The organism is Acidianus manzaensis, assembly GCF_002116695.1.
In the GTDB taxonomy this organism is placed as follows: Archaea; Thermoproteota; Thermoprotei_A; order Sulfolobales; family Sulfolobaceae; genus Acidianus; species Acidianus manzaensis.
Genome location: NZ_CP020477.1, coordinates 1,055,601 through 1,070,456, shown reverse-complemented (window position 1 = coordinate 1,070,456; position 14,856 = coordinate 1,055,601). Strand labels below are relative to the sequence as shown.

Below are 14,856 nucleotides of genomic sequence, written 5' to 3'. Positions count from 1 at the left end.
TGAATACAACCTTATTAACTTATTCCCTTTTTTATTTCTTTCCTTATTTTATAAATGGAAAAAAATATCGCAAATAACGAAATAAATAAAACAATTAATGTAATTAAAAATAATCCAGCATCTTCATAGTCAAATATAAGTGAAAATAAAGAAAGTAATAAAAAAATATATCCAAATGCCAAAAAAAGTCTATAAGGAGACAATTTTATCTTTAACCTCTACGTCTTAATAATAATATAGCAGCTACTATTATGATAATAACTACTACAGCAATAGCAGCATATTCAGCTGTAGAAATTGATGTAGTTGTAGTTGTATGAGTAGTTGTATGAGTAGTTGTAACTGGGGTTGTTAAATAACCATAATTAAATCCTACTTGCAAGAATCCAGTACCACCTATTCCGTATAACGCATTTTCCCAGAAAGACGACGTAGATGGTGGGACAGATAATGCCTTAGTATTATAAGTGATAGTATAACTTTGTTCCACTAATGGTAAGATTGGTAGGAAATAATTCATTGCATAAGCTATTTCATCATTGGCTGAGATTAATTGGGATGTAGAATTTGGTGCAGTAGTTTCTTCGTATAGCTTAGTTAAATTATATACACTACCATTTGGTAACGTAGCTAGAAGATCCCATTGAGTGACATTGTACGGATATCCACCTAGATAACTTAACGGTAATCCCCAATCTACTGTTCCAGGATAGTATCCTCCCCAATCTTGAAGTATAATATCATATCCTTTTCCAGTAGCATACATTTCATGGTTTACTGACACTGTTAGAGATATCGAATAGGTAGTATGGATTCCAAAACTATCTAATTCATCTTCAATAACAGTAAGCATATTTTCAACACCAGGTGAATTGGAAATTACATCTACTATGTTAAGAGTAAATTGAGATCCGTTAGGAGTATACCAAACTCCACCCTTCTGCGTAAATCCAGCTTCTTCGAGCAATTTTGTAGCCTCAGCTAAGTTTGTAGAATATGGATTAAGATTGGAAACTGCTGGAGTCATAAACTCTTTAAAGTAGCTAAAGTCTGGAATTCCATTAGGAATACCTACTGGTTTGTATTTTACTCCACCTGCATATGCAATTGATGTTCTATTTAGTACATATGCTATAGCTTGCCTAACTAGAACATTACTCAGCCAAGGATTCTTAAAGTTGAAATATAGAGCATATCCACCTGGATTCGGTACTGATACAGTTTTATAATAACTAGGTAATGCTGAAAAGTCTGCTGATGGAAGCGATGTAGCACCCGAATATAATAGATCTATCTGGCCAGTCTTTAGCGCAGCTAATAAATCATCAGAGCTAGAATATTGATATATTATTACTTGATTCCACGGTATTTTGTTAGCAGTAGGATAGTATGGGTTCTTATCTAATACTATTTCACTTGACGTTATACCAGCTACATAGAAAGGTCCATTATATGAAGCGGAAACTGGGCCATACAATGTAGGATTAAAACTATGTATTTCATTTCTAAATACTTTAGGACTTATCTTTCCATCTTGTAAATTAGTAAAGTTAGCTTCTATCTGGCTTACTATAGGTTTCCATAAATTATAGTTTATAATTACTGCAACTTCTCCTAAGCCTACTGTATCAAGTAATGTGAAAGGTGGTAAATATGGTGACACATATGTTTTGGGATAGGATATTGTTATTGTATAATTATTAATTACTGTATAATTTGGATATGGTGGAGCTCCATAGGCATCTAAAATTAAACATGTAGCTAATATGTCGTATGCTGTTACCGGTTGTCCATTTGCCCAGTGATATTCTGGATTTAAGTGCATAGTTACGTTTACGGTTGAAATATTATTATATTCTTGAACCCAATTTGATGGAGAAAATGACCAGTTCTCTATTATTCCAGGAATCATTTGATTATTAGATACATTAAGTACGGCAGAATATGCGTATACTAATCCATAGAATGCTCCTCCTAAGCCTTGAGAGAATATATTAGGATTATATGTAGAAAGGCTTGTGTATGGAGATGAAGTAACCCAACCTATAGTTAAAGTAGATGAAGAGGAAGATTGAGAAGATGCTATCATTGATGGAGCTAATAGCATTGATATAGATACTAAAACGGTTATTATACTTATGATTCGAACATAAATTTGTTTAGCCATATTACTAATCATATTGTATTTACATTTAATGATATATAAACTTTATCATAAAATAAAAATCTAGTAAAGATTCATAATGTAGTATACGTTTAAGTATAAGTTTCACTATATAATTAAGCTTTAATAAAGTGAATATACATAACATAGAAATATGAAAGCGTATTTTATCCGTAGGGCAACGATGGCAGTAATGACTGTATTAGTTACTATAATAATTAGTTGGCTTTTGCTAGAGTACTCGCCAGAGAGTCCAGCAAACGTGTTAATTAATAGGATTGCTCCTTCAGCATTTATGGGAGGTCCAAGAGCAGAAGCGGAGTATCTTAGCTTAGAGAATTATTTAAATACACTTAGACCTCATGGAAATCCATTTGTAGAAGGCTTAAGTTATTTATGGAATTTCCTTCATGGAAATTTAGGTATAAGTATAGTTTATGAAGAACCAGTAACTAAATTAATAGCGCAAGCTTTACCTTGGACATTATTTATTGTTTCTACTTCAATTCTGATTAGTTTCTTCATAGGTATAAGAATAGGAGAAAAGATGGGTTATAAGAGAGGCACTAAAACAGATTCAACACTAACCATGTTCTTTACTATATTACGTTCTATTCCTATATACATTTTAGGTATATTCTTATTATTCTTCCTAGGATATGAATTGGGAATATTTCCAACTGGCGGTACATACTCTCCGTCGGTAACACCAGGTTTTAATATTCCATTTATAGTGAGTGTATTATATCATGCGATATTACCAATAGCAACATTAACGTTAGTAAATTTAGTGGGCTGGGCATTGCATATGAGAGCAAATACTATTTACACTTTAGGAGAAGATTACGTTACTTTTGCAGAAATTAGAGGTGTTTCAGATAATAAAATAGAAACTAAATATGTAGGTAGGAATTCAATACTTCCTCTGTATACTAGTTTAATTTTATCAATAGGCTTTTCGTTTGGTGGATCAGTATTTGTAGAAGAAATATTTAGCTATGCTGGAGTCGGATTACTACTGTATAACTCGGTAACAGCTAATGATTATCCGGTGGAAATGGGAGTATTCGTTATAATAGTATTAGCAGTAGTTATAGGAGTACTTTTAGCAGATTTAACTTATTCCTTATTAGATCCAAGAGTAAGGCAGGAGTGATTTAAATTGTTACTAGAAGTAAGAAACCTAAGCGTAGAGTATTACGTCGAGAAAAAAAGAATATCTGCATTAGATGATGTTAGTTTTTCACAAGATAATGGAGAGATACTAGGCGTTATAGGAGAAAGTGGTTCAGGGAAAACAACTTTAGCTAAAGCTATTATAAGGGCTATAAGGCCACCAGGGAAAATAACGAAAGGCGAGATATTATTTGATGGAGAAGATATACTTAAAATGAATTATAGGGAATTTAAAAATCAAATTTTATGGAGAGAGATAAGTTATGTTCCTCAAGCTAGCCAGAATTCTCTGAATGGAACAATGAAAATCATAGATCATTTTTATGATACTGCAATGTCTCACGGCATGGAAGATCCAACAGAGATAATAGAAAGAGCTAAAGAATTATTAAAAATGGTTAATTTAGACAGTAAAGTACTAGAAATGTACCCACATGAACTTAGTGGAGGAATGAAACAAAGAGTTCTCATAGCGTTAAGTTTGCTCTTAAATCCACAATTAGTAATAATGGATGAACCAGTAAGTGCGCTAGATGTTGTTACGCAGAAGCATATCTTGGACAATGTTAGAAAATTAAATAAAGAATTAAATATAGCGATAATTTTCATTACTCATGATATAGCATTAGCAAAATACTTGACACAGAAATTAGTTATAATGTATGGAGGAGAAGTAATGGAAGTAGGAAAAACAGAAGAAATCATGACTAATCCATATCATCCATATACTACATTTTTACTTAAATCTATACCATCTTTACGTGGTGATATTTCACAGTTAAAACCAATAAGAGAAGGAGAAATATCTCTATCTGGTTGTCCATTTAGTAATAGATGTGAATATGCTACGGATATGTGTAAAGTTTGGACTCCAGAAAGTTATACTTATGATAGAAGAGTTGTAAGGTGCATAAACTATGCAAATAAAAATGGAAAAAATTAACGTAAAGTTTGGTGGAGGCTTTTTATCTAGAAGTAAAGGATTTTACGCTCTCAGAGACATAACTACAGAAATAAATGGACATACTGTAATAATTGGAGAAAGTGGGGCTGGTAAGACTACTTTGGGCAGAGTTATAGTTGGATTACAAAAAATAACCAGTGGTACATACGAATATAATAATATAAATATATGGAAAAATAAAAGAAAAGGATTGAAAATCGTAAGAAAAGAAATACAGTACGTAATGCAAGATCCAATTTCAGCTTTTAATCCAAATAAAACTATAGGAGAATCTATAGGATATGTAGTTAAGAAATATATGGGGAGAAAAGACGTTAAGGAAAATACTATATCGTTATTAAAGTCAGTAGGACTGACAGAAAATGAATACTATAAATATCCTCATCAAATGTCAGGAGGTCAACTCCAAAGGGCTAATATAGGTAGGTCATTAGCTACACATCCTAAAGTAATCGTTGCAGATGAACCAACTTCAATGTTAGATGCCTCTTACAGATTAAGCATATTAAATTTACTCATAGACTTAGCTATGAAAGGTCTAACGATAATAATGATAACTCATGATTTAGCTTTAGCAAGATATTTTGATTATAAATTGGGAGGAGTAAACTCCTTAATTCTATATAAGGGAAGATTAGTAGAAGACGGAATTATGAACGAAATTTTAGAGAAACCTCTCCATCCATACACTCAATATCTTGTACAAAATACAATAGATATAAATTCTGTACCTAAAGAAACCGATAAAATAGAGTTAACTGAAAACGAAAAAATGCAGATAAGTGGATGCCCATTTTATCCATATTGCGAATATAGAAAAGATATTTGTAAACAATCATTTCCTGATCTGAAAGAAAATGGACAACGTAAAGTATATTGTTATCTATATTGATAAAAATCTTTTCTTAATTTAATCATAACTTATTTTCTCTATTATATTTTATACTAGTTAATTTGAAGGTCTCAATTTTACATTATATTAGATAAAATTGGGAAGATATAAATTGTTTAGTAGATAGTCTAATAAATTATCTAAATTTTTATTTTGACCTAAGAAAAGATAGTAAACTTTCTATATAGAGAAAAAAAGTCATAATTATAATTCCTGCAAGTATAAAAAGATTTAACTAATTCTATAGTCAAAATATTATATATGATAACTAATTCTGAATAGGATCATAATTACCAAAATATCAGAGATATATTATCATTTTTTATGTCATAAATTATATAAAGATTATAGATATACTATAAAAATGTCAAATTATCTATTCTCAATGCATTATATATAGTATTCCACTTTGTATACTATAAAATATTCTAAAATTTATACTTTTTAAAATTATTGCGTAGAATAACTATTAAACATAGAAAAGTATAAGTCCCTACTTCCAATACAATCAGTTAAAATTATGTTTAATTTAAGGAATATTAAAATAAGACGTTAATTCAAATTTTTATTTCTTTTTACTATATTATTAGAAGTTTGTATACTATCTAAAACTATAGATAACTTTACGTTATTTACCAGTTGCTAGAAATACTGATTAGATATACTCATTAGGGTTAAGAAGACGTAAGTCCACATCCGTAAGGGTAGAAAGCTCAATCCTAAGAACAGAGTTCATTTGTGAAACAATCAGTAAACTATACTAGAAAAAGATTTAATTAATAAGAATAAAAACTAAATATTTTAATATAGATTATATTGGCGTATATCTATCATGGTAATTATATTAATGTTTGAAGATATGATCGAAAAGTTTAAAGTTTTTAGATACGATATAAGCAAAATTTATAAGCAACTTAAATTACGTCATGGTAATGAAAGCAATATTAGTAAGGCCACCGAAAGAAGGAGTAGAAATAAAAGATGTGAAACAAGAAGAAGTACAAAATTTTGGAAAAATAAAAATAAGAACGCTTTATAATGGTATTTGCGGTACTGATAGAGAAATAGTAAACGGTAAAATAACGTTTTCTTTATCTAATAAAAATTTTTTAGTGTTAGGTCACGAAGCAATAGGAGTTGTTGAAGAGGGATATGGAAATTTTAAAGAAGGAGATCTAGTGATGCCAATAAATAGGAGAGGATGTGGTAAATGTTTGAATTGCTTATTGGGAAGACCAGATTTTTGTGAAACAGGAGAATTTGTAGAAGCAGGAATTAATGGAATGGACGGCTTTATGAGAGAATATTGGTTCGACGATTCCAGATATCTAGTTAAGATTCCTAAACAGATAGAAGATATTGGGATATTAGCTCAACCACTAGCAGATATAGAAAAATCAGTAGAAGAAATTATAAATACTCAAAAAAGAGTTCCATCTTGGACATGTGATGATGGAACATACAATTGCAGAAAAGTGCTAATATTAGGATCAGGGCCAGTAGGCATGTTATTTTCTTTAATATTTAGAACTATAGGATTTGAAGTTTGGATAAGTAACAGAAGAGAACCTAACGAAATCGAACAGACAGTTATTGAAGAAACTGAATCAAATTTCTTCAACTCATCATCTGGTATGGAAAAAATTAATCAAAAATTTGACGTTATAATAGATGCTACAGGTGCGGATGCAAGCATATTAGATAAGGTATTTCCATTATTAAAAAGAAATGGCGTTCTAGGATTATTTGGATTTCCTATTTCTGGAAGTTTCGGAGTTGATTTTAGATCAATTCAAGAAATGGTCCTAAGCAATAAGGTAATTATAGGATTAGTAAATGGACAAAAACCACATTATCAACAAGCTGTAACTCATTTAGCATCATGGAAGACGCTTTATCCTAAAACTTCAACTCTATTAATAACTAGAACTGTACCTATTACAGACGAAAATCAAGTAATAAATGTATTAAGAGAAAAACAAGAAAAAGAAATAAAAATTAGAATAGCTTGGTAATAGAAAATCAATTTTTAATTTTTCTTCTTGTTTATATTTATATTTTCAGATTTAGGAAGTGTTGTATCTTCCGATTTAGAATGCTGAATTGTAAGTCCTTTTTCGAAGGCTTTGCTCATTTGTTCAAGAGATATTCCTTTAGTCTCTGGTAAGAATAGATATACTATAATTATTGCTATAATTGATAGTAATAATTCAAATCCGAAGAAAGAATATACTCCTAATGCAGTCTCCCATATAGGGAAAAGAAATATTATTGCAGCATTAGCAAACCAATCTATTGCTGCTAAAATACCAGCACCTCTACCACGAACTTCAGTTGGTATTGTTTCTCCTTGTAATACCCATCCAACTCCTCCTACTCCTACATGGAAAAATAGTAAGAAAAGCGTCATAGCAGAAAAGACTAGAGAAACACCTATGAATAGTATTCCGCTGAAGAAATATCTCAATCCAATTAGCATAATGATCCAAGATACTACTAAACCTGCATATCCTAAAATTCCTAGCTTTCTTCTTCCCCATCTATCTATGAGATAGAATGAAATAGCGTATTCAATAGCTCCTAAAGATTCGGATATTGCAGTGTATAATATAGCAGTTGAACCCACTATTCCAAGGTATTTATATATTTCTGGACCATAATATAAAATTACATTTACACCAGTAATTTGTTGAAAAGCTAACCATATTCCCACTATAATAATTGCAGTTGTGACAGCCTTGTTTCTGAACATCTCTTTAAATGATGGTTCTTTAGCTGGTGCCATAACAATTTCATCGTCTCGTATTAATGCACCAAATTTATTAAAAACTTTTTTTGCGATATTTTCTTTATTATTAAGTAGAAGCCATCTAGGACTTTCAGGAAGAAGAAATCTTAGTCCTACTAAAATAATAGCTGGAATAACTCCTAGGCCTAACATAAGTCTCCAATTTTCTGAAAAAGACAAAATATATCCAGCCCAGTAAGATGCAGTTATTCCAGAAAAGATCATTAATTGCTGGGTTATGGCTAAGCTTCCTCTCCATTTTTTCGGAGAAAACTCAGCTATGTAAGCAGTTGCTATTGCAGTATCAGCCCCAACAGCAAATCCAACTAAACTTCTCCATACTATTAATGAAATAGAATTAAATGCTAATGCAGATAACAAAGCAAATACTGCATACATAATACCATCAATTATTAGTAATGATTTCCTTCCATACTTATCTGTTATTGGTCCCGCTGCTAAAGCTCCTATTCCGGCAAATATAGATGTACCTGACGTTAGTATGGCTACATCTAATGGAGTTAAATGGAAGAATGGAGTAACATATACTAGTGTACTACCTATTATGCCAGTATCATATCCGAATAAGAATCCTCCCAATGCAGCTATGATAGCAGCTATTATATGAATAGGCCTTACATTAACGTTATCTAGTCTTTTTACTGCTTCTTCGTAAGTTATGTTCATAAATCTTCATATACTTTCTTGTATACAATATAATATATAGTTTGTTTTCTAGGTAAACAGATTATTATATAAATCAATATTGATGTTTTTTAATTAATCTTCAAAAGTATATATATCAAGTTTTATATAAATAAAAAGGGCTTACTTTTCTATATTACAGAATAGTCTTAAATCCTAAAGAATCTAACTGAAGTTTAAGTTCTTTTTCTTCATCTTCGGTTAATCCTCTTATTAATGGCTCTTTAACGTTACCAAAATCGTATCTAAGGAGTTTTACTAATTCATAGTGTATGGATGGAGAAGGATATTTTCCTACTATTTGGAATAGTTTATAAACTTGTAATTGAATTTTTCTTGCTTCTTCTATATTTCCTTTAATTGTATTTTTATATATACTGACAATAAGTTCTGGTATAGCGTTGGACAATCCTGAGACGCATCCTTTTCCTCCTACTATAAGTGATGGAAGTATCATAGCATCAATTCCATTGAAAACATCAATTCCTAAACTTATATGACCTATAATTTCTGTGATATCTTGAGTTGTATCCTTAATACCTGAAATTTTTATTCCATTATGAAGTAATCTAGCCGTTATTTCTGGTGTAACGTCAAATCCCACATTTCTTGGAATATTATATATATAAATTGGTAACGAAGTTAAATTGGTAATTTTTTCTAGATATCGTCTAAGAGTTTCATAGTCTGGTTTATAATAAATAGGAGGAATAGTTGCTAATGCTGTTGCTTCATGCTTCTCAGCTTCTTTTATTGTAGTAAGTATTGTATTCCAATCGGTCCCACCAATCTGCACTACTATATATTTCTCATTATCTATGTTTTCTTTCACGATATCGAGAACTCTAGTTCTTTCCTCAGCAGTAAGTAAAGTACCTTGACCTACTGAACCTAATAGGAAAAATCCATTAACTTCTGCTTTAATTAGAGAATTAACGTGATTTATTAAATCGTCTTCAGCTAATTTATTTTCTCTAAAAGGAATCGTTAATGCTGTTAATACTCCTTTCATAATATACACTGCATATACTCAATATTTAAGTCTTGAGTCTAAGAATTGATGTATATAATCATGTATACATTAAATTATATAATAAAAAAATATAAACTAGGATACAGTAACTATATCTATGCCAAAGGGGTTAATTCATTCCAAAAATGATAATGTATGTATCCTAACTAATGATGTAAAGAAAGGAGAAGAAGTAATTTGCGCTTACTTAGAGAATCCATCTGAATATGTTATTATAAAAAGTAGTGAAGATATTCCTTTAGGTCATAAAATTGCTTTAAGCGATATTAAATCTGGAGAAAAAGTAATTAAGTATGGAAGACCTATAGGAATAGCAACTAAAGACATTTTTGCTGGAAACCATGTTCATGTTCATAATATAAAGTCTATGAGGTGGAGCAAAAAATGAGCACAATTAAGGGTTATGTTAGAGAGAATGGTTCAGTAGGAATAAGAAATCATGTGCTAATTTTGCCTTTAGACGATCTTTCCAATTCGGCTTCTATAGGGGTATCAAAATTAGTTAGAGGGACTACTGTTATTCCTCATCCTTATGGAAGATTACAATTTGGTCGTGATTTAGATTTATTTTTTCACATACTTTCCGGTATAGGCTCAAATCCTAACGTTGACAGTGTAATTGTAATAGGGATAGAAGAGAATTGGGCTAATAAAGTAGCAGATGAAATAGTAAAGACTGGCAAGCATGTAGAAGTATTTCCTATAGAGGGAAATGGAGATTTAAAAACTATAGAAAAAGCTTCAAGAAAAGCATTAGGAATGGTTCAAGATGCAAGCGAAAAACATAGGACTGAAGTAGATATATCTTCTATAGTAATGAGCATTAAATGTGGAGAATCAGATACAACTTCTGGATTAGCTTCTAATCCTGCAGTAGGTGTAGTAGTAGACAGAATGATTGATCATGGAGCTACTGTAATGTTTGGAGAAACTTCAGAACTAACTGGGGCAGAAGACATAGTAGCTGATAAGATGGCTAATGACAAATTAAAGGAAAAGTTCATGAATATATTTAAAGAATATGATAGTATTATAGAAAGAGAAGGAGTTGATTTACTAGGCTCCCAACCAACTCAAGGAAATATAAAAGGAGGATTATCTACAATAGAGGAGAAAGCTCTAGGTAATATACAAAAACTAGGACATAGAAAGGTCAATTGCGTATTAGACTATTTAGATCCTTTAGAAAAAGCTAAGGATGGAGGTACTTTATGTTTTGTAAATACTTCTTCAGCAGCTGCTGAAGCTGTAACTTTATTTGCCGCTAAAGGATCAGTTGTTCATTTGTTCACTACTGGGCAAGGAAATATTGTAGGAAATCCTATAATTCCTGTAATAAAAATAACAGCAAATCCTAAAACTTCATCTCAAATGACTGAACATATTGATGTTGATGTTTCAGATTTACTTGATCTAAAAATATCGCTTGAAGAGGCTGGAGAGAGAATTTATCAATATATGTTAAGGGTTATGAGCGGAAGATTAACTAAAGCAGAAGTATTACAGCACGATGAATTCTCTCCTATAAAATTGTATATAAGTGCTTAAAAATGAAAGTAAAAATTTTTCCTTTGTCTATTCCATTTATTACTTCTCCAATATCAGATTGGAAGGATACATGGGATGTTCAACTTTATGTTAAAGTAGAAAACAATGAATTTTATGGTTGGGGAGAAACTTTAGTTGCAGGCAGTGGTATAATAGGTGCATATTCATCAGTGATAACTGATGTTATATCACAAGTTTTGGAAAGGCAAGATTTTGAATCTCCTTATGATGCTAGAATTCTTTTAGAAAAAATACTTTTTAGCGCTGGAAACTGCGGAGTAATATCTGGTGCAATAAGTTCTGTAGAGATGGCCCTTTGGGGTCTCATGGCTAGAAAAAATAATCAAAGTTTAAGTGAATTGTTTGGAGGTAAGATTAGAGATTCAGTTAAGATCTATGCTAGCTTTCCTAGATTCAATAGTGTAAAAGATGTATTAAGTGCAGTAGAAAATTCAATAACAAAAGGTTTTGAGTTAATTAAAGTTCATCAGCCTCCTTCAAACGTCATAGAAAGTATAAAAACTATAAGGGAAAAGTATAAGGATGTAAAAATTGCTATCGATTTAAATTCTCCTTTTGATTTAGCTAAAGCTCAAGATTTTGTTAATAGTATTCATAAGTATGAAATTGAATGGATAGAAGAACCATTGTGGCCTCCAAACGATTATGAAACTCTTTCAAAACTTGCTGAAATTTCGCCTATACCAATTGCTGCTGGTGAAAATGAATATTCTCTATATGGATTTAAAAAATTACTCGAATCAGGTATTACATATCTTCAGCCCGATATAGCTAAAATAGGAGGTATTAGTAAGTTCTTAGAAATATTAGATTTAGCCTCTAAATATAAAGTGAAAATAGCTCCTCATGATAGGCCTGATGCTTCTCCGTTGTCTTTAATATATGCTTTAAATCTAGGTTTATCTAAAAGTGAGATAGAAATGGTAGAGTATTCTATTGCGGACTTTCCGAATGATTTGTTTTATTCCTTACCTATAACTAAAAACGGATATGCTGTTCCTCCAGATAATGTAAATATTATTGAAACAAATATGAACAAATATAAATATAGTAATAAATTTAGAATCCTTTATTTTAGTGATTTGGAAAAAAAGTTAATAAGTAAGTAAGATGAATAATTAGTTATAATGACTGTTAATCTTAGTGAAAAGGCATATAACGATGTATTAAACATGATATTGAAAGGCAAATACAAACAAGGCCAACGAATTACTGAAGAGCAGTTGTGTAAAGATTTGAATATGAGCAGAACTCCAGTTAGGGAAGCTTTGAAGATGCTAATTTCTGAGGGCATTATAAAAAAGGAAAATAAATCTTATTCTATAGTTTCGCTCTCATCTGATGAAGTTTTAATGTTATACGAAATTAGATTACCATTAGAAGCTACTGCAGCATACCTAGCTTCTGAAAGGGCTACAGAAGAAGATTTAAAAAAAATGGACGATCTTCTACAAGAAATAAAGATAGAGACTGAAAAATCTGATCCTGATCCATTGACACTATCAAATTTAAATGGTAATTTTCATAATACCATTGCCGTAGCGAGTAAGAATAAATATCTTCAAGAATGTCTGAATGATATTAGAGTAAAATTGAAAATAATTAGAGTTACCCTTTTTAGCAGTTATGAAAGAAGAAAAGAAGAATATGAAGAGCATAATGATATATTTGAAGCAATAAAAAGCAGAAATAGTGAAGAGGCTAAAAAATTAATGGAAGATCATGAAAATAACGTTCTTAAGTATATTAAGCAAAGAATATTTATGTTCTCCTAACTAATTTTTGCTTAATTTTCATTTTAGAAATTGATTAAATACGAAAATAAACTTTTTAGGATTAAAATATAATAAACTACTTACTATACTTCTCCTGAAGTTATTTCGTTAGGATCAGGTTTTCTGCTTATGAGTCTTCCTCCATCAATTAAAATTTCACTGCCAGTTATAAATGTATTATAATCAGAAGCTAAAAATGCTAGCAGATTTGCAACTTCCTGAGGTCTTCCCATTCTTCCCAATAATGTAGCAGCATTTTTATCCAATTTTTCAGGTACTTCTTCACCTCTAGTATATATTGGGCCCGGAACTACTGTTATTACTTGAATTCCATATTTACCTAAATCTACAGCCAAACTTCTAGTCATAGAAATCAGACCACCTTTAACAGTAACATAAGGTAATGATTCAGGTAATGGATATTTTGCTTGAATCGCAGCTATATTTATTATTTTACCTTTAACTCCATTTTTTATCATTATTTCTGCAGCCATTTTAGAGAGTAACATTGGAGCAGTAAGTTCTAATGCTAGCATTTTATCCCATTCTTCTAATGTTACATTAAGTATTGAGTATCTAGAATTAACAGATGCATTATTTATTAAACAATCTATCTTACCTATTTCTTTTTTGTACCATTCTATAAAGTTTAATAGGTCTTCTCTAGAAGTTAAGTCTACTCTAACAAACTTAATTTTATCATCCTCTGGTATATGTCTTCCAGTAGCTATTACTCTAGCACCAAGTTCTGAAAAAAATTTTGACGTAACTAGGCCTATTCCATGAGTCCCTCCAGTAATTAAACATGTTTTACCTTTTAACGAAATTTCCATAAAAATAAAGCTCATTTAAAATATTTAACTTCTATGTACTCCTGTTGAATCTATTGTTTGGAAGGCCTCTAGTATCAGTTTTATATGTAAATACTTTTCCACTTAATGGTTCATCTTCTTTATAAGCCGTAGTAATGAATAATTCGTTCATTTCTTTTCCTCCAAATGTGACTGACGACACGTAAGTTACAGGGAGTTTAATTTCAAAAACTTTCTTTCCATTTGGACTCCATCTGCTTATTTTTCCTCCATTCCAATGAGCTATCCATAAATATCCTTCTTCATCAACTGTCATTCCATCTGGATTACCTACTTCATCTTTGAAATCTATTAATACTTTTCTATTAAAAATCTCTCCCTTATTTAGATCGTAATCAAAAGAATATACTTTTCTTATCGGACTATCTATCAAATACATAATATTATTCTCAGGATTCCATCCTAAACCATTAGAAACTGTCAATTGACTCAGCATTTTTTCTATTTTATTTCCTTCTAATTTATATAAGTTTCCTGAAGGTTTATCTTTTAACATATTCATTGTTCCTGCCCAATATCTTCCTAACTTATCACATTTTCCATCATTAAATCTATTATTCTCTAGATCGTTTTCTTGTCCATCAATTTTACTTAAAATATTGCCTGAATCTATATTTATTATATAAAAGTCATGTCTGATTGTAGCTATGACTTCAGTATTATTTATTACACACAATGAAGAAACTAAATCACTTGTAGTAATTTCTTTTTCTTCTTTGTTCTCAAGGTCTTTTATTACTATTTTCTTTCCGTCTATATCTACCCAAAAAAGTTTATTTAATTCTAAATCATATACTGGGCCTTCGGCTAATTTTGCCTTGTATTTACTAAATACATTTATCATAGATTATACTAATATTATATAATTATTTTATTTTTCTAATTCTTCGTTTGAAAGAAAACCTTAAATTTAGAATA

Annotated in this window: 13 protein-coding genes; 8 read left to right on the top strand and 5 right to left on the bottom strand. The window is 30.6% G+C overall.

Features of this window, described 5'->3' with window-relative positions:
- Positions 1–211 precede the first annotated feature (211 nt).
- Entirely contained in the window at positions 212–2,179 is a 1,968-nt protein-coding gene (locus tag B6F84_RS05040; protein ID WP_236749072.1) for an ABC transporter substrate-binding protein, read from the bottom strand.
- Positions 2,180–2,318: 139 nt separating this feature from the next.
- On the opposite strand from B6F84_RS05040, the gene B6F84_RS05035 reads away from it, so the two are divergent.
- The 4 genes from B6F84_RS05035 (at position 2,319) to B6F84_RS05020 (ending at position 7,211) form a co-directional block, all read left to right on the top strand.
- The gene (locus tag B6F84_RS05035; protein ID WP_148691226.1) at positions 2,319–3,320 is read left to right on the top strand and encodes an ABC transporter permease; all 1,002 of its coding nucleotides are present in this window, start codon (positions 2,319–2,321) and stop codon (positions 3,318–3,320) included.
- Positions 3,321–3,326: 6 nt separating this feature from the next.
- The gene (locus B6F84_RS05030; RefSeq protein WP_148691225.1) at positions 3,327–4,283 is read left to right on the top strand and encodes an ABC transporter ATP-binding protein; all 957 of its coding nucleotides are present in this window, start codon (positions 3,327–3,329) and stop codon (positions 4,281–4,283) included.
- Positions 4,258–5,196 (top strand): ABC transporter ATP-binding protein, encoded by a 939-nt coding sequence (locus tag B6F84_RS05025; protein ID WP_148691224.1) that lies wholly within the window; start codon positions 4,258–4,260, stop codon positions 5,194–5,196. Before B6F84_RS05030 ends, B6F84_RS05025 begins: the two co-directional genes overlap by 26 nt.
- A gap of 932 nt (positions 5,197–6,128) precedes the next feature.
- Positions 6,129–7,211 carry a glucose 1-dehydrogenase gene (locus B6F84_RS05020; protein WP_148691223.1) on the top strand — a complete coding sequence of 361 codons (1,083 nt, stop codon included), beginning with the start codon at positions 6,129–6,131 and terminating at the stop codon, positions 7,209–7,211.
- Between the two features lie 14 nt (positions 7,212–7,225).
- On the opposite strand, the gene B6F84_RS05015 is transcribed toward B6F84_RS05020, so the two are convergent.
- Both B6F84_RS05015 and B6F84_RS05010 read right to left on the bottom strand, forming a co-directional pair.
- Positions 7,226–8,671, bottom strand: coding sequence for a sugar porter family MFS transporter (locus tag B6F84_RS05015; RefSeq protein WP_148691222.1), 1,446 nt, complete (start codon positions 8,669–8,671; stop codon positions 7,226–7,228).
- 154 nt (positions 8,672–8,825) lie between these two features.
- A complete protein-coding gene (locus tag B6F84_RS05010) occupies positions 8,826–9,701 on the bottom strand; it encodes a dihydrodipicolinate synthase family protein (protein WP_148691221.1) in 876 nt (291 codons plus the stop codon).
- A gap of 118 nt (positions 9,702–9,819) precedes the next feature.
- Here B6F84_RS05010 and B6F84_RS05005 point away from each other — a divergent pair, with 118 nt between their 5' ends.
- From B6F84_RS05005 to B6F84_RS04990, 4 genes are read left to right on the top strand one after another with little or no spacing between them, the layout of a single operon-like run.
- Complete coding sequence (locus B6F84_RS05005) at positions 9,820–10,110, top strand: UxaA family hydrolase (RefSeq protein ID WP_148691220.1); 291 nt, start codon at positions 9,820–9,822, stop codon at positions 10,108–10,110.
- Complete coding sequence (locus tag B6F84_RS05000) at positions 10,107–11,270, top strand: UxaA family hydrolase (protein WP_148691219.1); 1,164 nt, start codon at positions 10,107–10,109, stop codon at positions 11,268–11,270. Before B6F84_RS05005 ends, B6F84_RS05000 begins: the two co-directional genes overlap by 4 nt.
- Positions 11,271–11,272: 2 nt before the next feature.
- Positions 11,273–12,400 carry a mandelate racemase/muconate lactonizing enzyme family protein gene (locus B6F84_RS04995; RefSeq protein ID WP_148691218.1) on the top strand — a complete coding sequence of 376 codons (1,128 nt, stop codon included), beginning with the start codon at positions 11,273–11,275 and terminating at the stop codon, positions 12,398–12,400.
- A gap of 18 nt (positions 12,401–12,418) precedes the next feature.
- On the top strand, positions 12,419–13,066 hold the full coding sequence (locus B6F84_RS04990) for a GntR family transcriptional regulator (protein ID WP_148691217.1): 648 nt from the start codon (positions 12,419–12,421) through the stop codon (positions 13,064–13,066).
- An 83-nt stretch (positions 13,067–13,149) separates the two neighbouring features.
- Here B6F84_RS04990 and B6F84_RS04985 read toward each other — a convergent pair whose 3' ends face one another.
- A complete protein-coding gene (locus B6F84_RS04985) occupies positions 13,150–13,899 on the bottom strand; it encodes an SDR family NAD(P)-dependent oxidoreductase (RefSeq protein ID WP_148691216.1) in 750 nt (249 codons plus the stop codon).
- Positions 13,900–13,930: 31 nt separating this feature from the next.
- Complete coding sequence (locus tag B6F84_RS04980) at positions 13,931–14,782, bottom strand: SMP-30/gluconolactonase/LRE family protein (RefSeq protein ID WP_148691215.1); 852 nt, start codon at positions 14,780–14,782, stop codon at positions 13,931–13,933.
- Positions 14,783–14,856: the final 74 nt, after the last annotated feature.

Coding starts and splice junctions, on each gene's coding strand:
- B6F84_RS05010 (WP_148691221.1), bottom strand. CDS start 9,701: ATGAAAGGAGTATTAACAGCATTAACGATTCCTTTTAGAGAAAATAAA.
- B6F84_RS04990 (WP_148691217.1), top strand. CDS start 12,419: ATGACTGTTAATCTTAGTGAAAAGGCATATAACGATGTATTAAACATG.
- B6F84_RS05025 (WP_148691224.1), top strand. CDS start 4,258: ATGCAAATAAAAATGGAAAAAATTAACGTAAAGTTTGGTGGAGGCTTT.
- B6F84_RS04980 (WP_148691215.1), bottom strand. CDS start 14,782: ATGATAAATGTATTTAGTAAATACAAGGCAAAATTAGCCGAAGGCCCA.
- B6F84_RS05015 (WP_148691222.1), bottom strand. CDS start 8,671: ATGAACATAACTTACGAAGAAGCAGTAAAAAGACTAGATAACGTTAAT.
- B6F84_RS04985 (WP_148691216.1), bottom strand. CDS start 13,899: ATGGAAATTTCGTTAAAAGGTAAAACATGTTTAATTACTGGAGGGACT.
- B6F84_RS05020 (WP_148691223.1), top strand. CDS start 6,129: ATGAAAGCAATATTAGTAAGGCCACCGAAAGAAGGAGTAGAAATAAAA.
- B6F84_RS05035 (WP_148691226.1), top strand. CDS start 2,319: ATGAAAGCGTATTTTATCCGTAGGGCAACGATGGCAGTAATGACTGTA.
- B6F84_RS05005 (WP_148691220.1), top strand. CDS start 9,820: ATGCCAAAGGGGTTAATTCATTCCAAAAATGATAATGTATGTATCCTA.
- B6F84_RS05040 (WP_236749072.1), bottom strand. CDS start 2,179: ATGATTAGTAATATGGCTAAACAAATTTATGTTCGAATCATAAGTATA.
- B6F84_RS04995 (WP_148691218.1), top strand. CDS start 11,273: ATGAAAGTAAAAATTTTTCCTTTGTCTATTCCATTTATTACTTCTCCA.
- B6F84_RS05000 (WP_148691219.1), top strand. CDS start 10,107: ATGAGCACAATTAAGGGTTATGTTAGAGAGAATGGTTCAGTAGGAATA.